The sequence below is a fragment of the Kitasatospora sp. NPDC048286 genome (assembly GCF_043201735.1).
In the GTDB taxonomy this organism is placed as follows: Bacteria; Actinomycetota; Actinomycetes; order Streptomycetales; family Streptomycetaceae; genus Kitasatospora.
Map to the genome: position 1 here is coordinate 629,945 of NZ_JBICZE010000004.1, position 24,915 is coordinate 654,859.

7 protein-coding genes and 1 pseudogene are annotated in these 24,915 nt (G+C 74.4%); 3 read left to right on the plus strand and 5 right to left on the minus strand.

All coding sequences use genetic code 11. The annotated features are described in order from the left end of the window. Together ACGF13_RS12635 and ACGF13_RS12640 are read right to left on the minus strand one after the other, a co-directional pair. Complete coding sequence (locus tag ACGF13_RS12635; RefSeq protein ID WP_392872722.1) at positions 1-9,549, minus strand: type I polyketide synthase; 9,549 nt, start codon at positions 9,547-9,549, stop codon at positions 1-3. A gap of 47 nt (positions 9,550-9,596) precedes the next feature. Next, on the minus strand, positions 9,597-18,071 hold the full coding sequence (locus ACGF13_RS12640) for a type I polyketide synthase (protein WP_392872725.1): 8,475 nt from the start codon (positions 18,069-18,071) through the stop codon (positions 9,597-9,599). 799 nt (positions 18,072-18,870) lie between these two features. On the opposite strand from ACGF13_RS12640, the gene ACGF13_RS12645 reads away from it, so the two are divergent. From ACGF13_RS12645 to ACGF13_RS12655, 3 genes are all read left to right on the plus strand, one after another. After that, positions 18,871-19,794 carry an MBL fold metallo-hydrolase gene (locus ACGF13_RS12645; protein ID WP_392872728.1) on the plus strand — a complete coding sequence of 308 codons (924 nt, stop codon included), beginning with the start codon at positions 18,871-18,873 and terminating at the stop codon, positions 19,792-19,794. A 235-nt stretch (positions 19,795-20,029) separates the two neighbouring features. Continuing rightward, a complete protein-coding gene (locus ACGF13_RS12650; RefSeq protein ID WP_392872731.1) occupies positions 20,030-21,124 on the plus strand; it encodes a sensor histidine kinase in 1,095 nt (364 codons plus the stop codon). After that, complete coding sequence (locus ACGF13_RS12655; protein ID WP_392872734.1) at positions 21,121-21,765, plus strand: response regulator; 645 nt, start codon at positions 21,121-21,123, stop codon at positions 21,763-21,765. Before ACGF13_RS12650 ends, ACGF13_RS12655 begins: the two co-directional genes overlap by 4 nt. 14 nt (positions 21,766-21,779) lie before the next feature. On the opposite strand, the gene ACGF13_RS12660 is transcribed toward ACGF13_RS12655, so the two are convergent. From ACGF13_RS12660 to ACGF13_RS12670, 3 genes and pseudogenes are all read right to left on the minus strand, one after another. Next, positions 21,780-22,682, minus strand: coding sequence for a UbiA family prenyltransferase (locus ACGF13_RS12660; RefSeq protein WP_392872737.1), 903 nt, complete (start codon positions 22,680-22,682; stop codon positions 21,780-21,782). A gap of 92 nt (positions 22,683-22,774) precedes the next feature. Next, positions 22,775-23,839, minus strand: a complete 1,065-nt coding sequence (locus tag ACGF13_RS12665; RefSeq protein WP_392872739.1) for a 2-oxoacid:ferredoxin oxidoreductase subunit beta — start codon at positions 23,837-23,839, stop codon at positions 22,775-22,777. After that, a pseudogene (locus tag ACGF13_RS12670) lies at positions 23,836-24,915 on the minus strand (2-oxoglutarate ferredoxin oxidoreductase subunit alpha); the annotation flags it as partial. The gene ACGF13_RS12665 and the pseudogene ACGF13_RS12670, both read right to left, overlap by 4 nt.

A 24,915-nucleotide genomic window follows, 5' to 3' on the forward strand; every position in this document is an offset into this window, starting at 1 on the left:
TCATGAGGCCCCGAACTTCCGGTCGATGAAGTCGAAGATCTCGTCGTCGGAGGCGGCGTCGAGCTGGTCGGCGACCGCCTCCGGCTCGTCGGCCCCCAGGGCGCCGGTCCAGGTGGAGAGCAGTGTCCTGAGCCGGTTCCCGACGGCGTCCCGGTCGGCTTCTTCGGGCAGGACGGCGAGCAGTCCGCCCTCCGTCGCCGCCGCCAACGCGGCTTCCAGCCGGTCGAGTTCGGCGAGGACGGCCGGGGCTTGCGGGGCCGCGTCCGGGACCAGCCGGACGCGCAGGTACTCCGCCAGGGCGGCGGGAGTGGGGTGGTCGAAGACCAGGGAGGCGGGCAGCCGCAGCCCGGTCGCGACGTCCAGCCGGTTGCGCAGCTCGACGGCGGCGAGCGAGGTGAAGCCCAGCTCCTTGAAGGCCCGGTCGGGGTGGACGGCGGCGGTGCCGCGGTGGCCCAGGACCTCGGCCACCGACTCGCGGGCCAGGGCCAGCAGCAGGCGTTCCCGCTCGGCCGCGGGCGCGGCGGCGATCCGTTCGGCCAGGCCGGCGGTGGGCTCGGCCCCGGCGGCCTGGGCCCCGGTGTGCCCGGCGCCCTCGCTCCGGACGGCCGGCAGCTCGTCGAAGAGCCGGCTCGGCCGCTGCGCGGTGCGCCGGCCGACGAACCGCGGCCAGTCGACGTCGGCGACGGCGAGCACCGCCTGGCCGGGCGGGAGGGCCCGGTCGACGGCGCCGGCCGCCGACTCGGGGGCCATCACCCGCAGCCCGGCCCGCTCCAGCTGCTCCGTGACGTCGCCCTCGGCGGCCATGCCGCAGCCCCAGACGCCCCACACCAGCGAGGTGGCGGGCAGGCCGTCGGCGCGGCGCTGTTCGGCGAGCGCGTCCAGGTAGGCGTTGGCGGCCGCGTAGTTGCTCTGCCCGGGGTTGCCGACGGCCCCGGCGAAGGCGGAGAACAGGACGAAGGCGTCCAGCTCGCGCGAGCGGGTGAGCTCGTCGAGGTGCCGGGCGGCGACCGCCTTGGGGCGCAGCACGGTGGCGAAGCGCTCCGGGGACTGCAGCTCGACGGTGCCGTCGTCGACGACACCGGCGGCGTGCACGACCGCGGTGACGGCGTGCCGGTCCAGCAGGTCGGCCACGGCCGTGCGGTCGGCCAGGTCGCAGGCGGCGAGGGTGACCTGGGCGCCGAGGGCGACGAGGTCGTCCCGCAGCTGCGGGGCGCCCGGGGCGTCGGCGCCCCGGCGGCCGGCCAGCACGAGGTGGGCGGCGCCGCCGCGCGCCAGGTGGCGGGCCACCTCGGCGCCGACGGCGCCGGTGCCGCCGGTGATCAGTACGGTGGCGCCGGCGACCCAGCCGGTGCCGCGCGAACCGGTGGGTTCGGCCGGGCCGGTGGGCGCGGCCGGGGTCAGGCGGCGTCCGTAGAGCCCGCCGGGGCGCACCGCCAGCTGGTCCTCGCCCGAGCCGCCGGTGAGGACGCCGAGCAGGCGGGAGCGGGTGCGGCGGTCCGCCAGGGTGGCGGGCAGGTCGACCAGTCCGCCCCAGCGCAGCGGGTGCTCCAGGGCGGCGACCCGTCCGAAGCCCCAGACCTGGGCCTGCCCGGGGTGGTCCGGTCGGTCGGTCGCGGCGACGGTGACGGCGCCACTGGTGACCGCCCACAGCGGTGCGTGGAGCTGGGCGTCGCCGAGTGCCTGGGTCAGGGCCAGGGTGAGGGCCAGGCCGGTGGAGAGTTCCTCCTGATCCGGGTGGGGCCGCTCGTCGAGCGCGGCGAGCGACAGCACGCCGGTCACCTCGGTCCCGTCGGCGAGGAGTTCGGCCAGGCGCTTGGCCAGGACGGTGCGGTCCGCGTCGCCGGTGTCGAGTTCGAGGGTGAACACGTCGGCGCCGGCCTCGGTGAGGGCGTCGACGGCCCCGGTGACGAGCGCGTGGCCGGCCTGCGGCTCGGGGACGACGAGCAGCCAGCCGCCGGCGGCACCGGCCGGGGCGGGCTCGGGCAGCTGCTGCCAGGTGAAGCGGTGGCACCAGGCGTCGACGGCGGACAGCTCCCGGGTGCGGCGCCGCCAGGAGGAGAGCTCCGGGAGGATCGCGCCGAGCGGCGCCGGGTCGGGCAGCCGCAGGGTCTCCGCGAGGGCGGTCAGGTCCTGGTCCTCGACGGCGGCCCAGAAGCCGGCCTCCCGGGCGGTCCCGGCCGGGTGCCGGTCGTCGGCGGCCGGGGCGGCGGGGGCGGTCGCCGGGTCGGTGTCGAGCCAGTACCAGTCGTGCTGGAAGGCGTAGGTGGGCAGGTCGAGGCGGCGGACGGGCGGGGCGCCGAGCACGGCCGGCCAGTGCGGCGCGTGCCCGTGCACGTGGAGTTCGGCGAGGGCGGACAGCACCGCGCCGGCCTCGTCGCGGTCCCGGCGCAGCGCCGGCACCAGCAGGGCGTCGGTCCGCTCGTCGAGGCAGTCGCGGCCCAGGGCGGTGAGCACGGCGTCGGGGCCGAGTTCGACGAAGGTGGTGACGCCGTCGGCTTCCAGGGTGCGCATGCCGTCGAGGAAGCGGACGGCCTCGCGGACGTGGCGCACCCAGTAGTCGGGCGAGCACAGCTCCTCGGCGGTGGCCAGGTCCCCGGTGACGTCGGAGACCACGGTGATCCGCGGCGCCGCGTAGGTCAGACCCTCCGCGACCCGGCGGAAGTCGTCCAGCATGCCGTCCATCAGCGGGGAGTGGAACGCGTGGCTGACGTTCAGCCGCTTGGTCCGGCGGCCCTGCCCGGCGAACCGGCCGGCGACCGCGAGGACGTCGGCTTCGTCGCCGGAGACCACCACGGAGGTCGGGCCGTTGATCGCCGCGATGCTCACGTTCTCGGTGAGCAGCGGCAGGACCTCCTCCTCGGTGGCCTCCACCGCGACCATCGCGCCGCCCTCGGGCAGCGCCTGCATCAGCCGGCCGCGGGCCGCGACCAGGGTGACGGCGTCGTCCAGCGACAGGACGCCCGCGACGTGGGCGGCGGCGAGCTCGCCGATCGAGTGGCCGACCAGGACGTCCGGGCGCAGCCCCCAGCTCTCGAACAGGCGGAACAGCGCCACCTCGACGGCGAACAGCGCCGGCTGGGCGTACTCGGTGCGGTCCAGCAGCTCCGCGTCATCGCCGAACACGGCGTCGCGCAGCGGCAGTTCGACCCGGGCGCAGACCGCGTCGAAGGCGTCCGCGAACACCGGGTGGGCCTCGTACAACTCGCGGCCCATGCCCGGCCGTTGGCTGCCCTGTCCGGTGAACAGGAAGGCGGTGCGGCCGGGTTCGCGCACGGTGCCGATGGCCAGGCCGGCCGCGCCCTCCCGGTCGGCGAGGGCCTCCAGCCCGGCCGCCAGCTCCGTCACGTCGGAGGCCGTCAGCACGGCGCGGTGGCCCAGGGCCGCGCGCTCGCCGGCCAGCGCGGTGGCCAGCGCGGTGAGGTCCGGGTCGGACTCGCGGGAGAGCCAGATCCGCAGTCGGCGGGCCTGGTCGCGCAGGGCCGGTCCCGAGTGGCCGGACAGCACCAGCGGCACCGGCCCGGTCACCGGTGCGACCGGCTGTTCCTCGACGGGCGGCGCGGCCTCCAGGATGACGTGGGCGTTGGTGCCGCCGATGCCGAAGGAGGAGACGCCCGAGCGGCGCGGGCGCCCGGTCTCGGGCCAGGCGCGGGCCTCGGTGACCAGTTCGACGGCGCCGGAGGTCCAGTCGACGTGCGGGGTCGGCTCGTCGACGTGCAGGGTCTTGGGCAGGACGCCCTCCCGCATCGCCATGACCATCTTGATGACGCCCGCGATGCCGGCGGCGGCCTGGGTGTGGCCGAGGTTGGACTTCACCGAGCCGAGCCACAGCGGCTCGCCGGTGCGCTCCTGGCCGTAGGTGGCCAGCAGCGCCTGGGCCTCGATCGGGTCGCCGAGGGTGGTGCCGGTGCCGTGCGCCTCGACGGCGTCGACCTCGCCGGCGGTCAGCCGGGCGGCCGCCAGGGCCTGGCGGATGACGCGCTGCTGGGAAGGACCGTTGGGGGCGGTCAGGCCGTTGCTGGCGCCGTCCTGGTTGACGGCGCTGCCGCGCACCACGGCCAGGACCCGGTGTCCGTTGCGCTCGGCGTCGGAGAGGCGCTCCAGCAGCACCAGGCCGACGCCCTCGCCCCAGCCCGTCCCGTCGGCCGCGGCGGCGAAGGCCTTGCAGCGGCCGTCGGCGGCCAGGCCGCGCTGGCGGCTGAACTCGATGAAGGAACCCGGCTGGGACATCACGGTGGCACCGCCGGCCAGCGCCATCGTGCACTCGCCGTTGCGCAGGGCCTGGGCGGCCAGGTGCAGGGCGACCAGGGAGGCCGAGCAGGCCGTGTCGACGGTGACGGCCGGGCCCTCCAGGCCGAAGGTGTAGGCGATCCGCCCGCAGACCACGGCGGCGGCGCTGCCGGTCAGCAGGTAGCCCTCGACGCCCTGCGGGCCCTCGTGCAGGCGCGGCACGTAGTCCTGGCCGTTGGTGCCGACGAACACGCCCGCCTGGCTGCCCCTGAGTGCGGCCGGGTCGATGCCGGCGCGCTCGAACAGCTCCCAGGAGGTCTCCAGCAGCAGGCGCTGCTGCGGGTCCATCGCGAGCGCCTCACGCGGGGAGATCCCGAAGAAGCCGGCGTCGAACTCGCCCGCCTCGTGCAGGAATCCGCCCTCGCGGGCGTAGCAGGTGCCCTTGCGGTCCGGGTCCGGGTGGTAGAGCGCGTCGAGGTCCCAACCGCGGTTGGCCGGGAAGCCCGTCATCGCGTCCCGTCCGCCGGCGAGCAGCTCCCACAGCTCCTCGGGGCTGCTGACCCCGCCGGGGAAGCGGCAGCTCATCGCGACGATCGCGATCGGCTCCTCGTCGGCGGCCCGGGTGCTCGCACCCGCCCGTACGGCCACCGGGGCCGCACCGGCCTCCCGGTCGCCGACCAGCAGGCCGAGCAGCAGGGAGGTCAGCGCGGACGGCGTCGGATGGTCGAACACCAGGGTGGCGGGCAGCGTGAGGCCGGTGACGGCGGCGAGCCGGTTGCGCAGCTCGACGGCGGTCAGCGAGTCGAAGCCCAGCTCGCGGAAGGCGCGCACCGGGTCGACGGCCTCCGGCGAGGCGTGGCCGAGCACCCCGGCGACCTGGCCGCGCACCAGCGTCAGCAGGTGGCGCTCCCGGTCGGCGGCCGGCAGGGCGGCCAACCGCTCGGCCAGGCCCGTCCGGTCCGCGCCGTCCGCCGGCCGGTCGGCGGGGGCCACCGCCCGCTGGACCTCGGGCAGTTCGGCCAGCAGCGGGCTCGGGCGGGTGGCGCAGAAGTTGCGGGCGAAGCGCTCCCACTCCACGTCGGCGATCACGGTGAGCGCGTCCGGCCGTCCCACCGCGGCGGCCATCGCGGCGACGGCGGCCTCCGGCGCCATCGCGACCAGCCCGTCCCGGCGCAGCCGGGCGTCCCGGGCGGCCGAGTCGGCCAGCCCACCGCCGGCCCAGTGGCCCCAGGCGACGGCGGTGGCCGGCAGGCCGGCGGCCCGGCGCTGCTCGGCGAGCGCGTCCAGGTAGGCGTTGGCGGCGGCGTAGTTGGCCTGACCGGGGTTGCCGACGGTGCCGGCGAAGGAGGAGAAGAGGACGAAGGCGTCCAGGTCGAGGTGGGCGGTCAGCTCGTGCAGCCGGCGCGCGGCGGTGAGCTTGGGCCGCAGCACGGCCGCGAACCGCTCGGGCGTCAGCGCGTCCGCCACCCCGTCCTCCAGCACGCCGGCGGTGTGCACGACGGCGGTGAGCGGCTGGTCGGCCGGGACGGTGTCCAGCAGGGCGGCGAGCGCCTCGGCGTCGGCCACGTCGCAGGCCACGAGGTCGACCGCCACGCCCGACTCGGCCAGCTCGGCGGCCAGCTCGGCCGCTCCGGGCGCTTCCAGGCCCCGACGGCCGGCCAGCACCAGACGCTCGGCACCGTTCGCGGCCAGCCAGCGGGCGACGTGCCCGCCGAGAGCACCGGTGCCGCCGGTGACCAGAACCGTTCCACGCGGTTGCCAGGGCTCGGCGGAGGCCGCGTCGGGGCGCGGACGCACCAGCCGGCGGGCGAACACGCCCTCCGGACGCAGCGCCACCTGGTCCTCCCCGGGCGCACCGGCCAGCACACCGGCCAGTCGGGCCGGCGCCCGCCCGTCCGGCGCGGCGGGCAGGTCCACCAGACCGCCCCAGCGGTCCGGGTGCTCCAGGGCGACCACCCGTCCCAGCCCCCAGAGCAGTGCCTGCTCCGGAGCCTCGACGGCATCCGCCCGGCCGACGGTGACGGCGCCCCGGGTGGCCAGCCACAGCGGGGCGGCCAGCTCGGCGTCGCCCAGCGCCTGGACCAGGACGGTGGCCGCGACCACGGCCGCCGGGACGTCCTCCGCGTCCACTGCCGCAGCGGAGGCGAAGGGCAGCGCCAACACGCCTGCCACGTCGGTGTGTTCGGCGACGGCACGCAGCCGCGCCGCCAGCGAACCCCGGTCCTCGGCCGCCTGCCACGGCAGGGCGACCACCTCGGCACCGCACGCGGTGAGCGCCTCCTCGACAGCCCGGGCCAGAACCTCGTCGGCCGTCTCCGGGACGGCGACCAGCCAGGTGCCCGCGAGCGTCGCGGCGGCGGGACCGGCCGGGGAGTGGCCGACCGGGCGCCAGGTGATCCGGTAGCGCCAGGCATCCAGCGCCGAACGCTCGCGCTGACGGCGCCGCCACGAGGCCAGTGCGGGCAGCACGGTGCTCAGCGGGGCGTGCGCGTCCAGGGCGAGCGTGGCGGTCAGCTCGTCGAGGCTCTCGCGCTCGACGGTCTCCCAGAAGCCGGCCTCGACGGCGTCGACCACGGCGGCCGGCTCGTCGGCGGCAGCCTCGGGCTCCAGCCAGTAGCGGTCGCGCTGGAAGGCGTAGGTGGGCAGGTCGATGTGGCGGGCGGTGTCCTGGAACCGGGCGGTCCAGTCGACGGTGGCGCCGTTGGACCAGGCCTCGGCGAGGGCGGTCAGGAAACGCTCCCGGCCGCCGTGGTCACGGCGCAGGGTGCCCTGAACCGTGGCTTCGGCGTTGGCGGCGTCGATGGCCTCCTGGATGCCGACGGTCAGCACCGGGTGGGCGCTCACCTCGACGAACTGCGAGTGGCCGGACGCCAGCAGGGCCTCGATGATGTTGCCGAACTCGACCGTCTGGCGCAGGTTGCGGTACCAGTACGCGCCGTCCAGCGAAGCGCTGTCGATCAACTCACCGGTCACGGTGGAGTGGAACGGAACCTCCGGCACGCGCGGGGCGACCGGGGCCAGCAGCTCCGCGAGGCGGGCCTCGATGCGCTCGACGTGCGCCGAGTGCGACGCGTAGTCCACCGCGATCCGACGCGCCCGGATCTCCTGCCCGGTGCAGTACTCCATCAGCTCGTCCAGGGCACCGGCGTCACCGGAAACCACCACCGAGCTGGGGCCGTTGACCGCAGCGATCGAGATTCCCTCACGACCGGACAGCAGCTCGCGGACACTCTCCACAGGCAGCGGAACGGACACCATTCCGCCCAGGCCCGAGAGCTCGATGATCGCCTGACTGCGCAGCGCCACTACCAGGGCGGCGTCCTCCAGGGAGAGGGCGCCCGACACCGCAGCGGCGGCAATCTCGCCCTGCGAGTGCCCCACCACCGCCGACGGCTCCACACCGTACGAACGCCAGAGGGCAGCAAGCGAGACCATCACGGCGAACAGCACCGGCTGGACCACGTCCACCCGCTCCATCCACCCGCCGTCCTCACCCGCGACGACGTCGAGCAGCTCCCAATCCACATGCGGAGCAAGCGCCTTGGCGCACTCCTCCATCCGGGAACGGAACACCGGCTCATCCGCCAGCAACCCCTGCGCCATGCCCAGCCACTGCGAACCCTGCCCCGGGAACACGAACACCGGACGCCCCGAACGCACCCGCCCGGACACCACGCCCGCACCCGGCAGACCGTCCGCCAGCGCACCCAGGCCCGCCAGCAGCGCCTCCCGGCCCTCGCCGACCACCACGGCCCGGTGCTCGAACACCGCCCGCGAGGACACCAGCGAGAAACCGACGTCCGCCGGCCGCTCCTCCGCGACCGCCGCCAGCAGCCGCCGCGCCTGCTCCCGCAGCGCCACCTCACTGCGACCCGACAGCACCCACGGCACCACACCACCGGCCGCCGACGACACCTCATCGGCTGTCGCGGACTCCTCCGCCGGCGCCTGCTCCAGCACCACATGGGCGTTGGTCCCGCTGACCCCGAAGGACGAGACGGCGGCCCGACGCGGGCGCTCGCCCGCCGTCCACTCCCGCGCCTCGGTGAGCAGCTCGACCGCGCCCGCCGACCAGTCCACGAACGGCGAGGGCTCGTCCACGTGCAGGGTCTTGGGCAGCACGCCCGCCCGCATCGCCATCACCATCTTGATCACGCCACCGACACCGGCCGCCGCCTGGGTGTGACCGATGTTCGACTTCAACGAGCCCAGCCACAGCGGGTCCCCGCCGCGCTCCTGCCCGTACGTGGCCAACAGCGCCTGCGCCTCGATCGGGTCACCCAACCGGGTACCCGTCCCGTGCGCCTCCACGACGTCGACCTCACCGGCCGACAGTCGGGCGTTCTCCAGAGCCTGGCGGATGACGCGCTGCTGCGCGGGGCCGTTGGGGGCGGTCAGGCCGTTGCTGGCACCGTCCTGGTTGATCGCGCTGCCGCGCACCACCGCGAGCACCGGGTGCCCGTTGCGCCGGGCGTCCGACAGCTTCTCCACCAGCAGCACGCCCGCACCCTCGGCCCAGCCGGTGCCGTCGGCGGCGGCCGCGAAGGACTTGCAGCGGCCGTCCGCCGAGAGCCCGCGCTGGCGGCTGAACTCGATGAACGTCGCCGGGGTCGACATGACGGCCACGCCGCCGGCGAGGGCCAGCGAGCACTCGCCCTGCCGCAGTGACTGCACCGCGAGGTGCAGGGCGACCAGGGAGGAGGAGCAGGCGGTGTCGACGGACACGGCCGGGCCCTCAAGACCGAGGGAGAAGGCGACGCGGCCGGACGCCACGCTGCCGGCGCTGCCGTTGCCCAGGTAGCCCTCGACGTCGGCGGGCACCTGCGGCAGGCGCGAGCCGTAGTCGTGGTACATGACGCCGGTGAACACGCCCACCTTGGTGCCGCGCACCGTCGCCGGGTCGATGCCCGCCCGCTCGAAGGCCTCCCAGGAGGTCTCCAGCAGCAGCCGCTGCTGCGGGTCCGTCGCCGACGCCTCGCGCGGGGAGATGCCGAAGAAGCCCGCGTCGAACTCGGTGGCGTCGCGCAGGAATCCGGCTTCCCGCGCGTAGAAGGTGCCGGGGTGGTCCGGGTCCGGGTCGTAGAGCGCGTCGAGGTCCCAGCCGCGGTCGGTGGGGAAGGCGCCGACGGCGTCCGCGCCGTCGGCCACCAGGCGCCACAGGTCCTCGGGCGAGGCGACCCCGCCCGGGTAGCGGCAGGCCATGCCGACGATCGCCACGGGCTCGTTGTCCCGTTCCTCCACCTCGCGCAGCCGCTGCTTGGCCTTCATCAGGTCGTTCGTGGCGCGCTTGAGATAGTCGCGAAGCCGATCCTCAGTGGACATGGCCCATCACCTCCGCCGTATCAGGCCGGGAACTGGTCGTGATCACTTCAGGAAAGCCCGAGCTCGTTGTCGAGGAGGGCGAACATCTCGTCGTCGCTGGCCGCCCCGAGGTCGACCTCGTCGGAACCGCCGCGCTCGTCTCGCCCGCCGCCGGTCCACTCGGCCAGCAGCGACTCCAACCGCGCGGTCACCCGGTCCCGTTCGAGCTCGTCCGGTTCGGCCGTGGACATCGCGAACCGCAGCCGGTCGAGTTCGGCGAGCAGCGAGCGGTCCTCCTCCGGCTCGTCCCGGGGGGCGAGTTCGCGCCGGACGAAGCCGGCCAGGGCCGTGGGTGTCGGGTAGTCGAAGATCAGGGTGGCCGGCATCCGCAGCCCGGTCGCGGCGTTGAGCCGGTTGCGCAGCTCGACCGCGGTCAGCGAGTCGAAGCCGAGCTCCTTGAACGCGTTGCCCCCGTCGACGGCCTCGCGGGAGGCGTGGCCGAGGACGGCGGCGGTCTGCGCCCGGACCAGGTCCAGCACCAGCCCGGCCCGCTCCTCGGCCGGGGCCGCCGCCAGGCGGTCGGCGAAGGACCGGACGTCGGCTGCGCCGTCGGCGGCGGCCGCGGCACGGCGCTCCGGCACCCGGACCAGGCCCCGGAACATCGTCGGCACCTCACCGAGCGCGCGGGCCCTGCCGCGGATCGGGGCGAGTTCCAGCCGGGCCGGGACGTACGCCGCCGCCCCGCCGGCGAGCGCGGCGTCGAACAGGGCGAGCCCGGCCTCCGAGGGCAGGGCCCCCAGGCCGAACCGCTCCATCCGGGCCACGTCGACGCCTTCGAGGTGGCCGGTCATGCCGCTGCGGAGCGCCCAGAATCCCCAGGCCAGCGAGGTGGCGGCCAGACCGTCCGCCTGCCGCCGGTGGGCCAGGGCGTCGAGCAGGGCGTTGGCCGCGGCGTAGCTGCCCTGGCCGCCGTTGCCGAGGGTGGCGGCGACGGAGGAGAAGAGGACGAAGGCGTCCAGGTCGAGGTGGGCGGTCAGCTCGTGCAGGGCCAGCGCCGCGTCGACCTTGGGCCGCAGGACGGCCGCGACCCGCTGCGGCGTGAGCGCGGGGATCACGCCGTCGTCGAGCACACCGGCGGTGTGGACGACGGCGGTGAGCGGGTGGTCGGCCGGGACGGTGTCCAGCAGGGCGGCGAGCGCGGCGCGGTCGGCCGCGTCGCAGGCCACCAGCTCCACCTCGGCGCCCAGCTCCCGGAGCCCGGCCTCCAGCTCGGCCGCGCCCGCCGCCGCCCGGCCGCTGCGGCTGAGCAGCAGCAGGTGGCGGGCGCCGTGCACGGTGACCAGGTGGCGGGCGAGCAGCCCGCCGAGGGCGCCGGTCGCGCCGGTGATCAGGACGGTGCCGTTCGGGTCGAGGCGCGGGACGGCCGCGGCGTGCGCCTCGGCGTCGCCGGCGGGCAGCGCGCGGGCGAGCCGGGGCACGCGGATCTCCCCGGACCGCAGGGCGAGTTGGGCCTCACCGGTGGCCACCGCGGCGGCCAGCAGCAGCCGCGAGCGGTCGGCGTCGTCGAGGTCCACCAGGACGAAGCGGCCGGGGCTCTCCGACTGCGCGGTGCGCAGCAGGCCCCAGACCGGCGCGTGCGAGAGGTCCGACACCGTCTCGCCGGCGCCCGCCGCGATCGCGCCGCGGGTCACCACGACGACGGTGGTCCGCTCGAACTCCCCGTTCGCCAGTACGTGTTGGAGAACGTCCAGCGCCCGCAGCGTGGCACGGTGGGTCTCGTCGGCCAGGTCGTCCCCGCCCTCGCTGCCGGCCGTCATCGGCACGTACAGCGTGGCGGGCACGGCGCGGCCGGCCCCCGCCTCGGCAGCGAGCGCCGAAAGCTCCGGGTAGTGCGCCACGGACAGGCCCGCGGCCTCCAGCGCGCTGCGGACGCCGAGCCCGTCGGCGCCGAGCACGGCACAGCCGGCAGAGGCGGGCTCGGCCGGGGAGCCGGACGGGAGGGCCGACCACTCCACCCGGTACAGACTTCCGGCCTCGCTCTCCCCTGCCAGGGGACGCATCTGACGGAGCATCAGCGACCGGGCTTCGAGCACCGGGGCCCCGGCCGCGTCGGCGACGGCCAGCGACAGTTCCTCGGGCCCGGCCAGGGTCAGCCGCACCCGCAGCACGGACGCGCCGACCGAGTGCAGCCGGACACCGCGCCAGGAGAACGGCAGCCGGCCCGGGCCGTCGTCCTGGATCAGCACCGCGAACCCGGCGGCGTGCAGGGCCGCGTCGAGCAGCGCGGGGTGCAGCCCGAACCCGTCCGCCTCGGACTGCTGTTCCGACGCGAGAGCGACCTCGGCGAAGACCTCGTCCCCGCGCTGCCAGGCGGCCCGCAGGCCCCGGAACGCCGGGCCGTAGGTGAACCCGGCGGCGTCCAACCGCTGGTAAAGGGCGTCCACGTCGATCGCGACGCCGTCGCGGGGCGGCCACTCGGCCTCCGCGAAGCCGGCCGCGGCCTCGCGGGCCCGACCGAGAGTGCCCGTGGCGTGGCGGGTCCACTGCTCGTCCGTGCCCTGCGCGTCGTCGGGGCGGGAGTAGACCTCCACCTCGCGGCGGCCGTCGGCGTCGGGCGAACCGACCACCACCTGCACCGCCACGCCACCCTGGACGGGCAGCACCAGCGGCGCCTCCAGGGTCAGCTCCTCCAGCACGTCACAGCCGGCCTGGTCACCCGCGCGAACGGCCAGCTCGACAAACGCCGTACCCGGCAGGATCACCGTGCCGGCCACCGCGTGGTCCGCCAGCCACGGCTGGGTCTGCACCGAGAGGCGACCGGTGAAGACGTGCCCATCGCGGTCGGCCAGCGCCACCGCCGCACCCAGCAACGGATGGTCGGCGGCGGCCAGGCCCGCTTCGCTCACGGCTCCGGCGCCCGGCCTGGCGGGGGCGAGCCAGTAGCGGTCGCGCTGGAAGGCGTAGGTGGGCAGGTCGATGCGGTGGGCGCCGCCCTCCTGCAACTGGGCGGCCCAGTCGACGGTGGCGCCGTTGCTCCAGGCCTCGGCGAGGGCGGTCAGGAACCGCTCCCGGCCGCCGTGGTCGCGGCGCAGGGTGCCCTGGACGCTCGCCTCGGCGTTGGCGGCGTCGATGGCCTCCTGGATGCCGACGGTCAGCACCGGGTGGGCACTGACCTCGACGAACTGCGAGTGGCCGGACGCCAGAAGGGCCTCGATGGTGCTCGCGAACTCCACGGTCTGACGCAGGTTGCGGTACCAGTAACCGGCGTCCAGCGCGGCCGAGTCGATCAGTTCACCGGTGACGGTGGAGTGGAACGGCACCTCCGGAACCCGGGGCGTGACCGGGGCCAGCAGCTCGGCAAGGCGGGCCTCGATGCGCTCGACGTGCGCCGAGTGCGAGGCGTAGTCAACCGCGATCCGACGCGCCCGAATCTCCTGCGCGCTGCAGTACTCCATCAGCTCGTCCAGGGCGTCCGCATCGCCGGAAACGACCACCGAGCTAGGGCCGTTGACGGCCGCGATCGAGATTCCCTCGCGGCCCTCCAGGAGTTCACGCACCTGCTCGGCGGGCAGCGGGACGGACACCATGCCACCCAGACCCGAGAGCTCGATGATCGCCTGGCTGCGCAGCGCCACCACCAGCGCCGCGTCCTCCAGCGACAGCGCGCCCGACACCGCAGCGGCGGCAATCTCGCCCTGCGAGTGCCCCACCACCGCCGACGGCTCCACACCGTACGAACGCCAGAGAGCAGCCAGCGAGACCATCACGGCGAACAGCACCGGCTGGACCACGTCCACCCGCTCCATCCACCCGCCGTCCTCACCCGAGACGACCTCCAGCAGCTCCCAATCCACGTACAGGGACAGCGCCTTGGCGCACTCCTCCATCCGGGAACGGAACACCGGCTCATCCGCCAGCAGCCCCCGGGCCATGCCCAGCCACTGCGAACCCTGCCCCGGGAACACGAACACCGGACGCCCCGAACGCACCCGCCCGGACACCGCACCGGCGGCGGCCTCGCCCCGGGCGACGGCGTCGAGCGCCGTCAGCAGCTCGTCCCGCCCGTCGCCGATCACCACGGCCCGGTGCTCGAACGCGGTCCGGGTGGCGGCGAGGGAGTACCCGATGTCGGCCGGGTCGGCCTCCGTCGTGGACATCCGCCCGCGGAGCCGCCGCGCCTGCTCCCGCAGCGCGGCCTCACTCCGGGCCGACAGCATCCACGGCACCACGCCGTCGGCCGTCGGCGCCGCGGAAGCCTCGGACTCCGGCGCCTGCTCCAGCACCACATGGGCGTTGGTCCCGCTGACCCCGAAGGAGGACACGGCGGCCCGACGGGGCCGTCCGCCCGCCGGCCAGCCCCGTGCCTCGGTGAGCAGCTCGACCGCGCCCGCCGACCAGTCCACGAACGGCGAGGGCTCGTCCACGTGCAGGGTCTTGGGCAGCACGCCCGCCCGCATCGCCATGACCATCTTGATCACGCCACCGACACCGGCCGCCGCCTGGGTGTGCCCGATGTTCGACTTCAACGAACCGAGCCACAGCGGGTCCCCGCCGCGCTCCTGCCCGTACGTCGCCAGCAGCGCCTGCGCCTCGATCGGGTCACCCAACCGGGTACCCGTCCCGTGCGCCTCCACCGCATCCACGTCGCCCGCCGTCAGCCCGGCGTCGGCCAGCGCCGCGCGGATCACCCGCTGCTGCGACGGCCCGTTGGGGGCGGTCAGCCCGTTGCTGGCACCGTCCTGGTTGACGGCGCTGCCGCGCACCACGGCCAGCACCGGGTGCCCGAGGCGCTCGGCGTCCGACAGGCGCTGCAGTACGAGCATGCCCGCGCCCTCGCCCCAGCCCGTGCCGTCCGCCGCGGCCGCGAACGGCTTGCAGCGGCCGTCCTCGGAGAGCCCGCGCTGGCGGCTGAACTCCACGAACATGCCCGGGGTGGACATCACCGCCACGCCGCCGGCCAGCGCCGTGCCGCACTCGCCGCGTTGCAGCGCCCGGACGGCCAGGTGGAGGGCGACGAGCGAGGAGGAGCACGCGGTGTCCACGGTGACCGCGGGGCCCTCAAGACCGAGGGTGTAGGAGATGCGGCCCGACATCACGCTCGCCGTGGTGCCGGTCAGCAGGTATCCGTCGAGGCCGTCGGCGCCCTCGTGCAGCCGCGGCCCGTAGTCGTGCGACATCGCGCCGACGTAGACGCCGGTCCGGCTGCCCCGGAGCGTCGACGGGTCGATGCCGGCGCGCTCGCAGGCCTCCCAGGAGGTCTCCAGCAGCAGCCGCTGCTGCGGGTCCATCGCGAGGGCCTCACGCGGCGAGATCCCGAAGAACCCGGCGTCGAACTCGCCGACGCCGTCCAGGAATCCGCCCTGACGGGTGTAGGAGGTGCCGGGGTTGGCCGGATCGGGGTCGTAGAGCGAGGCGAGGTCCCAGCCGCGGTCGGCCGGGAAGCCGCCGACGGCGTCCGCGCCGTCCGTCACCAGGCGCCACAGATCCTCGGGCGAGGCGACCCCGCCCGGGTAGCGGCAGGCCATGCCGACGATCGCGATCGGCTCCGGTCCGCCGGCCGGGGTCTCGTCGGCCGCCGTCCCCTCCGTGGTGCCGAGGAGCCGGTCCACCAGCTGCCGCGCCAGGACGGCGGGCCGCGGGTAGTCGAAGAGCAGGCTGGCGGGCAGGTCGAGCCCGGTGGCGGCGGCCAGCCGGGTGCGCAGCTCCACGGCGGTCAGCGAGTCGAAGCCGAGCTGCTTGAAGGACGCGCTGACGTCGACCGACCCGGCGCCCGGGTAGTCGAGCACCACGGCCACCTGGCGCTGCACCAACTCGACCAGCAGCCGCTCACGTTCGGACTCGGAGGCGCCCGCAACGCGGTCCCGCCAGGAGCTCAGGCGGTCCTCGGCGCCCGCCGTCTCCTGCCGGTCCTCCGCCGGGCCGGCCTGGCCGGGCGCCCCCGGAACGGCCTGGCCGAGCGCGCCCGGAGCGGCCTGCGCCCCGGACAGCCAGTAGCTCTCCCGCTGGAAGGCGTACGTCGGCAGCGGCACCCGGCGGCCGCCGCCGAGGGCCGTCCAGTCCACCGGAGCCCCGTTGACGTACGCGGTCGCCGCGGCGCCCATCGCCGTGCGGAGCTCGTCCCGCCCCTCCCGCAGGGAGGGCGCGAACACGCCGCCCGCGCCGGTCAGGCAGTCCGGGCCGGCGGCGGACAGCACGCCGTCGGGGCCCAACTCCAGGTAGGCGGTGGCGCCCTGGGCCTCCAGGGCGCGCATCGCGTCGAGGAAGCGCACGGACTGGCGGACGTTCCGCACCCAGTACTCGGGCGAGCACAGCTCCTCGGCCGCCACGACCGTTCCCGTCACGGTGGACACCACCGGGATCCGCGGCGCGGTGTACGTCAGCCCCTGGGCGACCCGGCGGTACTCCTCCAACATCCCGTCCACCAGCGGCGAGTGGGACGAGAACGGGATGTTGAGCCGCTTCCACTTCTCGAACTTCCCGGCGACGGCCAGGGCTTCGGACTCGTCGCCGGAAATCACCACCGACGTCGGGCCGTTGATCACGGCGACGCTGACGTTGTCCGTCAGCAGCGGCAGGACGTCCGCCTCGGCGGCCTTGACCGCCACCATCGCGCCGCCCGCCGCCAGCTCCTCGGTCAGCCGTCCGCGCGCCGCCGCCAGGGTGGTGGCGTCGTCCAGTGACAGCACACCCGCGACGTGCGCGGCCGCCAGCTCGCCGAGCGAGTGCCCGGCCAGGAAGTCCGGCCGCACGCCCCAGCTCTCGTACAGCCGGAACAGCGCCACCTGGAGCGCGAACAGCGCGGGCTGCCCGTACTCGGTCCGCCCCAGCAGCTCCGCGTCCGACCCGAACACCGCTTCGCGCAGCGGCAGTTCGACCCGCGCGCAGACCGCGTCGAAGGCGTCCGCGAACACCGGGAAGGCCTCGTACAGCTCCCGGCCCATGCCGAGCCGCTGGTCTCCCTGTCCGGTGAACAGGAACGCCAGCTTCCCGGCCTCGGCCGCGCCCCGGACGACCCCGCCGGCCTCCTCGCCGGCGGCCACCGCCGCCAGTCCGGCCAGCAGCCCGGTCCGGTCGGCGCCCACCACGACGGCGCGGTGGCGCAGCGCCGCCCGCCCGACCGCGAGGGTGTGCGCGACGTCGGCCGGGTCGAGGTCCGGGTGCTCCGTCAGGTGGGTGTGCAGGCGTCGCGCCTGGGCCCGAAGGCCCGGTTCGCCGTGGCCGTGCACCGGCCAGGCGAGCTGCCGCCCGGCCGGCGCGGGGTGCTCGCCGCCCGGGGTGGTCGGCCGGGGCGCCTCGGACAGTGCCAGGTGGCAGTTGGTGCCGCCCACGCCGAAGGAGCTCACGCCGGCCAGCAGCGGGCGGTCGGCCTCGGGCCACGGGCCGGTGTGCCGCCGCACGCTCAGGCCGAGGGCGGCCAGGTCGAGGGTCGGGTTGGGGGTGTCGTGGTTGAGGCCGGCGGCCAGTTCCCGGTGGTGGATGCCGAGGACGGCCTTGAGCAGGCCGACGGCTCCGGCGGCGCCCTCCAGGTGTCCGACGTTGGTCTTGGCCGAGCCGACCTGCAGCGGCCGGTCGACGCGCCCGGCGGCCAGGGCCGCGCCGAGCGCGGTGGCCTCGACGGGGTCGCCGACGCTGGTGCCGGTGCCGTGGAGTTCGACGTACTGGACGCCGTCGGTGGGGATCCCCGCCCGCCGCCAGGCCAGTTCGACGACCTCGCGCTGCGAGGCCGGGTCGGGCGTGGTCAGCCCGGGCGTGGCGCCGTCGTTGTTGACGGCGCCGCCGCGGATGACGGCGTAGACGCGGTCGCCGTCGGCCAGCGCGCGGTCGAGCGGCTTGAGCACGACCAGGGCGCCGCCCTCGCCGCGGACGTAGCCGTTGGCGCGGGCGTCGAGGGTGAAGCAGCGGCCGTCCGGGGAGAGCCCGCCGAAGCCCTCGGCCACCAGGGCCGTCTCGGGCACCAGGTTGAGCTGTACGCCGCCGGCCAGCGCGAGTTCGCTCTCGCCCCGGCGCAGGCTCTCCGCGGCCAGGTGCACGGCCACCAGCGAGGAGGACTGGCCGGTGTCGACGCACAGGCTGGGGCCCCGCAGGCCGAGGGTGTAGGACAGCCGGTTGGCCATGATGGAGCGTTGCGAGCCGGTCAGGGTGTGCCGGCCGATGGCGTCCGGGCCGAGGCGGTCGGCGAGCAGCGCGTAGTCGGCGTTCATGGTGCCGAGGAAGACGCCGGTGGCCGTGCCGGACAGCCGGTCGGGGGCGGTCCCGGCGTCCTCCAGGGCCTCCCAACCGAGTTCCAGGGCGAGCCGCTGCTGCGGGTCCATGGCGGCGGCCTCGCGCGGCGAGACGCCGAACAGGCCGGCGTCGAAGAGGTCGACCCGGTCCAGGAACGCTCCGTGCCGGGCGGCGTGCTCGCCGAGGTCGCGGCCCCAGCGCTCGACCGTCGCCTCGGCGACGGCGCTGCGGCCCTCCCTCAGCAGCGCCCAGAACGCGTCGGGTCCGTCCGCCCCGGGGAGCCGGCAGGCCACCCCGACGACGGCGACGGCATCCTCCACCGGCGCACCCGTTTCACCGGTCGCCGGACCGCCGGCCGGGCGAGCCCCGCGGCCGGGTACCACGCGACTCACACCTGCTGCGGTTGTCATCGCGCCGGACCTCCTGGTTCGGTGAAGGATTGCGGCGCCCGCGGGCCACCGGTTCGACCGCCGGCCGGCCCCGAGCCCCGGCACACGCGATCACCGGCACGCTACGGCCGCCCCGAATCCGCACCAACCCCTAGCAGTCCCCCTACGTCCCCCACCCCGACCGCGACCCCGACCGGCCGCGCCCCCAGCCGCGGCCCCGCCCCCGGGGGCCCTCGCCCGGCGCGGCGCGGGCCGCTCCGCGAACCCGGCGGGGACCGGTGCGGCCCGCCGTCGACCCCTGCTCGCCCCGCCCACCCCGCGGATCGGCCTGCGGCGCCGCACCGTCCCCGGTAAGGTCCGGCGGGGCGCCGGTAAAGTCCGGGCGTCGTCTCCCGGCGCTCCACGGCCTCGGGTCAATCGCTGGTCAAGCCCGTCGCCGGTCCTGCCGACGAGTGCCACCGGGCAATCCGTCTCGATCCGACCGTCCATCAACTAATGTCAGGTGAACGCTTTTTGTGTAAATCCGGGAGCCGCCTCGACGCCATCCCCACCGCGCGCGGCCGGGATTGAACACCCGTCGAATCAGCCGAACGAAGCGACCGAAGCCGCCCACTTCTCCCACCGAATGGCCAAAAACCATCGGACGGTCGACAGTTCACGTCGGCATGTGACCGTCGCCGCAGTCGGCGAACGTTGAAAGATGGGGGGCAATCCGTCTACCGTGATCCACGTGGTCGAAGACGCGCCGTACCCGCAGCAGCCCGCCCAATCCCCGACGGCAGCGGAGAGGGGCGAGCGGCTCCGCCGAATCTCCCCCACCCGTACGCTGGAATTCGGCGATCACCGGCTGACGTACCTTCCGGACGGATTCGTCCAGTTGATTCCGCGCGCCTGGTTCCCCGAGACCGGCGGCGGCGACTGGCAACGACACTCCGACCACCTCGACCAGGGCGGCTACCTGGTCGCGTCCGTCGGCAGCCTGCTGGTCGAGCACCGGGGCCGGGCGCTGCTGATCGACACCGGCTACGGGCCGCGCCGCACGTCACCGGCCGACAGCTACCCCTTCCTCGGCGCGGAGGAGGGCGGGCGGCTGCCGGCGGGCCTGGCCGCACACGGCCTGGCACCCGAGGCCGTCGACACCGTGGCCTTCACCCATCTCCACGAGGACCACGTGGGCTGGGCCTTCGCCCCGAACTCCAACGGATCGGGGCTGCTCTTCGGCTCCGCCCGGTTCGTCACCTCGTTGACGGAGTGGCGCGGCTGGCACGGCGCGCCGTCCGCCACCGCCGCGCGGCACCTCCAGGAGAACGCGGTCGGCGCGACGGACGGCCAGGAGATCTTCCCGGGCGTCACGGCCTGGAACACCCCCGGCCACACGCTCGGCCACACCTCGTACATCATCTCGTCCGGCGGGCGGCGGCTCGTCGTCATCGGTGACGCCCTGCACAGTGCCGTGCAGGTGGAGCGGCCGGAGTGGCGGGTGCTGGTGGACTCCGCCCGGGACGTCTCGGTGGACTCCCGGCTACGGATCCTCCGGGAGCTGTCCACCCCGGACACGCTGGGCTTCGGCGGTCACTTCGCCGACGTCCTGTTCGGCCGGGTGGTCACGGACGGTTCGCGCCGACACTGGGAGGCGCTCGACCTCGAGGGGTGACGGCTACGGAATGCCATCACGACACCACTCTCTGGAAGCACCCATCCCCCCAGATGTGGTTCGCCCACGATCCAGCCGGACGCCCCCGGTTCGCCGTTGCCCTTATCCGTAACATCCAGTTGACAGACAGCGACGTCATTGTGCATATGATCGACGCTGCATGGACGGTCGTGACCGGGCCACTGGGAACGTCGGCCATGGATGAATGGGGGGAAACAGAGTGGTTGCCAAAGTATTGACACCCGATCCCTGCGGGCTGGAGAAGGTCGTCGATTCGGCCATCGCGGCCTACGCGGAGGCGCTGCGCTCCGCGGGCAGTCTCCTGGTCCTCGAGGAGACGGTGTGGCCGGAGTGCGAGCAGCAGGCCCGCGAGATCATGGCCGACTGCATCAGAGCCATCCACGGCCCCCGTGCCGAACTCCCCGAGCAATTCGACGCGGAGTTCTCCTCGTTGGAGCTCGGCGCCCGTCGGGCGCTCCAGCACATCCCCGCCATGGAGTCACTCCGGGCCGCCCAGATCCTCACCGACATCGTCCTCGACGCACTACCGGACATGATGGCCTGCCTGCCGGACGACGTGGCACTCGTCCGGATGCGGCGTGCGGTGAGAGCCCTGCACCAGAGCGTCCACAGCCGGGTGCAGGCGGCGCTGATCGGCTACGACGCCTTCCTGATGCGCGGGGTCAACCGGATCAACTCCGCCGAACGGGCCCGGCTCGCCCGCGAGATCCACGACCGGATCGGCAGCAGCCTCGGCCTGGCCATGCGCCTGCTCGAACTCCACGAGGCCGAGGCCGAGGCCGGCGATCCCGGACCGGGTTCCGCCCGGATCGAGGAGGCCAAGACCGCGCTCCAGGACACCTTCGGGTTCGTCCGGGAGCTGGTGAACGGCCTGCGCGCACCGCGCAGCCGCACCAGCTTCCACAAGCGGCTGCTCGACTACGTCGAACTGTCCTGCCCGGCCGACACCGTGGTGGACATCCACGTCGAGGGCGGCACCACGGAGATGACCGCGCTCCAACACGACGAGGTCTTCCTGATCATCCGGGAGTGCCTGCGCAACGCCTACCAGCACTCGGGTGCCACCAGCATCCAGGTCGAGGTGAACCTCGGCGACGGCGTGCTCGAGACCCGGGTCACCGACAACGGCAAGGGCATCGACCTGTCCGCGTCCAAGTTCCAGAGCGGCAACGGCATGGTCTCCATGCGCGAGCGGACCACCGCCATGGGCGGCACCCTGTCGGTCGCCAACATCAACGGAAGGGGCACCCGGATCCAGTTCCGAATACCGTTGCCGGCAGTCGACTGCTCCGGTGAATACGTCTCATGAGCGACTCCCAGGTCCGCGTCCTCGCGGCCGACGACCACGTCCTGCTCCGCACCGCCCTGTGCAACCTGCTGACCAGGGAGCCCGACATCACCGTGGTCGGCGAGGCGGGCGACGGCCCGATGGCCGTCCACCAGGCGGTCCAACTGCAGCCGGACGTCATCCTGCTCGACCTGGAGATGCCCGGGCCGGGCCCGATCGAGACCGTACGGCAGCTCAAGACCGCCGTCCCGGACTCCCGCATCGTCGTCCTGACCATGCACGACGACGACGAGCTCGTCCACTCCCTGCTCTCCGAGGGAGCCTTCGGCTACCTCCACAAGTCGGCCACCCGGGAGGTGCTGCTCGCCGCGGTGCGCAGCGCCGTCGCCGGGGGCACCATCCTGTTCACCCCGCAGCGGCCCACCGCCCGACCGCCGCGCCCGGCCGACCGGCCCGAGCCGCAGAACGTCCTCACCTCGCGCGAGCTGGAGGTGCTCACCTGCGTGGCCGAGGCCATGAGCAACCGGCAGATCGGGCGCCGGCTCGGCATCACCGAGGGCACGGTCAAGCGGCACCTGCGGAACATCTTCACCAAGCTGGAAGCGACCACCCGGCTCGACGCCGTCAACAAGGCCCAGTCCGCGCGACTGATCGGTCGGTGAGCAGCGGATCGCGATCACTTCCCGACGAGCAGACCGAGGGCCAGGCCCGCGTTCGCCACGTACTGGGTGACCATGAACGCCCGGTACGGGCCGCGGGCCTGCGCCTTGTCCGGCCACAGGCAGCGCACCGCGACCCAGCCGGCCCCGGAGGCCAGCGGCACCGCGCCCGCCAGCAGCAGTTCGGTGCGGAGTCCGAGCAGCAGCCCGGCCGTCCCCAGGACGATGGCCGAGACCGCGGCGAACAGCCTGGCCGTCCGCTCGCCGTACACCACCGCGATGGTGCGGCGGCCCGCCTCCCGGTCGCCGGCGATGTCGCCGAGGTCCTTGGTGACGGCGCCCACGAAGCCCATCCACAGGGCCAGCAGCCCGCAGAACAGCAGGGGCCCCTCCGAGATCCCGCCGCCGCCGGCGGAGACCGCGCCGGCCAGGTAGCTGGAAGCCCCCATCGCGATCACCGCGGCGGCACTGGTCGCGGTGCGCCGCTTGGCGGCCAGCGGCGGCACCGAGTAGGCGTAGCCCAGGAAGAGGGAGAGCACGATGAACCAGAACTCTCCCGGCACGAACACCGACAGCACCAGGGCGGCGCCGGACAGGAACCGCACCCCGGCGGCCGCCGTCCGCAGGCGCAGGGCGCCGCGGGCGATCGGTCGCCGCGAGCCGTTCGCCCGGTCCTCGGCGATGTCCATCACGCCGTTCAGCAGGTAGGCCGCCATGACCGCGCAGGTCATGGCCAGCCCGCCGAGCAGCACCCCGCCGACCGACCAGTCGTCGCCGACGACCGCCCCGCAGACGGCGCCCACCAGGAACCGCATCAGGAAGACGATCTGCACCACCGGTCGGGACTCGACCAGGCAGTACCGGGCCGCCGACAGGGGTGATCGAGTGGGGGGAGCCGCCGTGAGCGGTCCCTCGGTCATGACACCAACCCCGGCGTCGTGGGGGTAAGGGCTCGGGGCCGAGACCTCACCCGCGCCGGTCACCGGCTCGTACGTCCTGGTCGCTTGTCTCATCAGGAAGCCTGCACCGTCCAGGTGTCGTTGCCGGCGAGGAGTGTGGCCAGGTCGCCGGGGCCGCGTTGGGTGGTGGCGGTGGCCAGCTGCTCGGCCATCAACTCGTCGTAGACCGGCCGTTGGACACTGCGCAGGACGCCGATCGGGGTGTGGTGGAGGGTGTCCGCGTCGGCGATCCTGGAGAGTGCGAACGCGCCGGCCGGGTTCGCGGCGTGCGCGTCGTGGACCAGCACCTCGTCCTCGTTGTCGGCCGTGACGGGGGCGGTGAACAGCTCGCCGTCACGGCCACGGAAGACACCGTTGGCCAGGTCCGTGCCGAAGCGGATCGGCCGGCCGTGCTCCAGGCGGATCAGCGCCTCGTCCCGGCTGCCCGGCTCCTTCAGCACCTCGAACGCGCCGTCGTTGAAGATGTTGCAGTTCTGGTAGATCTCCACCAGCGCCGTGCCCTCGTGGAGGGCGGCCTCCCGCAGCACCGACTGCAGATGCTGCCGGTCCGAGTCGATCGTGCGGGCGACAAACGTCGCCTCCGCGCCGATCGCCAGCGACAACGGGTTGAACGGCGCGTCCAGCGAGCCCATCGGCGTCGACTTCGTGACCTTGCCCAGCTCACTCGTCGGCGAGTACTGGCCCTTGGTCAGGCCGTAGATCCGGTTGTTGAACAACAGGATCTTCAGATTCACATTCCTGCGCAGCGCGTGGATGAGGTGGTTGCCGCCGATGGACAGGGCGTCGCCGTCGCCGGTGACCACCCAGACGCTGAGGTCCTGGCGTGCGGTGGCCAGTCCGGTCGCGATCGCCGGCGCGCGGCCGTGGATGGAGTGCACGCCGTAGGTGTTCATGTAGTACGGGAACCGCGAGGAGCAGCCGATGCCGGAGACGAAGACGGTGTTCTCGCGTCGGATGCCGAGTTCGGGCATGAAGGACTGGACGGCGGCGAGGATGGCGTAGTCGCCGCAGCCGGGGCACCAGCGGACTTCCTGGTCGGTCTTGAAGTCCCGGGCGCTTTGGGGTTGTTCGGTCTTGGGGACCAGGCGCAGGGAGGGGAAGGCGTGCTGCTCGGTCACTGGTGGTCCTCCTCGTCCAGGGTGCCGATCGCGGCCCAGAGCACGTCCGCGAGTTGGGCGGCCTTGAAGGGCAGTCCGCGGACCTGGTTGTAGGACTCGGCGTCGACCAGGTACTTCGCCCGCAGCAGCAGGGCCAGTTGCCCCAGGTTCATCTCGGGCACGATGACCTTCTCGTAACTGCGCAGCACCGCTCCCAGGTTGGCGGGGAAGGGGTTGAGGTTGCGCAGGTGGGCCTGGGCGACTTCGCCGCCGTCGGCGCGGACCCGGCGTACCGCGGCGGTGATGGGTCCGTAGGTGGAGCCCCAGCCCAGGACCAGGACGCGGGCGTCGCCGGACGGGTCGTCGACCTCGACCGGCTTCACGGTGATGCCGTCGATCTTGGCCTGGCGGGTGCGGACCATGAAGTCGTGGTTCGCGGGGTCGTAGGAGATGTTGCCGGTGCCGTCCTGCTTCTCGATGCCGCCGATCCGGTGCTCCAGGCCGGGTGTGCCGGGCACGGCCCAGGGGCGGGCCAGGGTGTGCGGGTCGCGTAGGTAGGGCCAGAACGCGCCGTCCTCACGGTTCGGGCCCGTGGCGAACTGCGGGTCGATCTCGGGGAGTTCGTCGACGTCCGGGATGCGCCAGGGCTCGGAGCCGTTGGCGAGGTAGCCGTCGGAGAGGAGGAACACCGGGGTGCGGTAGGTGACCGCGATCCGGGCCGCCTCCAGCGCGGCGTCGAAGCACTCCGCGGGCGTGGCCGGGGCGACGATCGGCACCGGCGCCTCACCGTTGCGCCCGAACATGGCCTGCAGCAGGTCCGCCTGCTCCGTCTTCGTCGGCAGGCCGGTGGAGGGGCCGCCGCGCTGGATGTCCACCACCAGCAGCGGCAGTTCGAGGGAGACGGCCAGGCCGATCGTCTCGGACTTGAGGGCGACGCCCGGTCCGGAGGTGGTGGTCACGCCGAGCGCCCCGCCGAACGCGGCGCCGAGCGCGGCGCCGATGCCGGCGATCTCGTCCTCCGCCTGGAACGTGCGCACCCCGAAGTTCTTGTGCCGGCTCAGCTCGTGCAGGATGTCCGACGCCGGAGTGATCGGGTA

Bases quoted from the DNA above. Each gene is read 5' to 3' on its own strand.
- ACGF13_RS12660 (WP_392872737.1), bottom strand. From the start codon at position 22,682: ATGACCGAGGGACCGCTCACGGCGGCTCCCCCCACTCGATCACCCCTG.
- ACGF13_RS12655 (WP_392872734.1), top strand. From the start codon at position 21,121: ATGAGCGACTCCCAGGTCCGCGTCCTCGCGGCCGACGACCACGTCCTG.
- ACGF13_RS12635 (WP_392872722.1), bottom strand. From the start codon at position 9,549: ATGTCCACTGAGGATCGGCTTCGCGACTATCTCAAGCGCGCCACGAAC.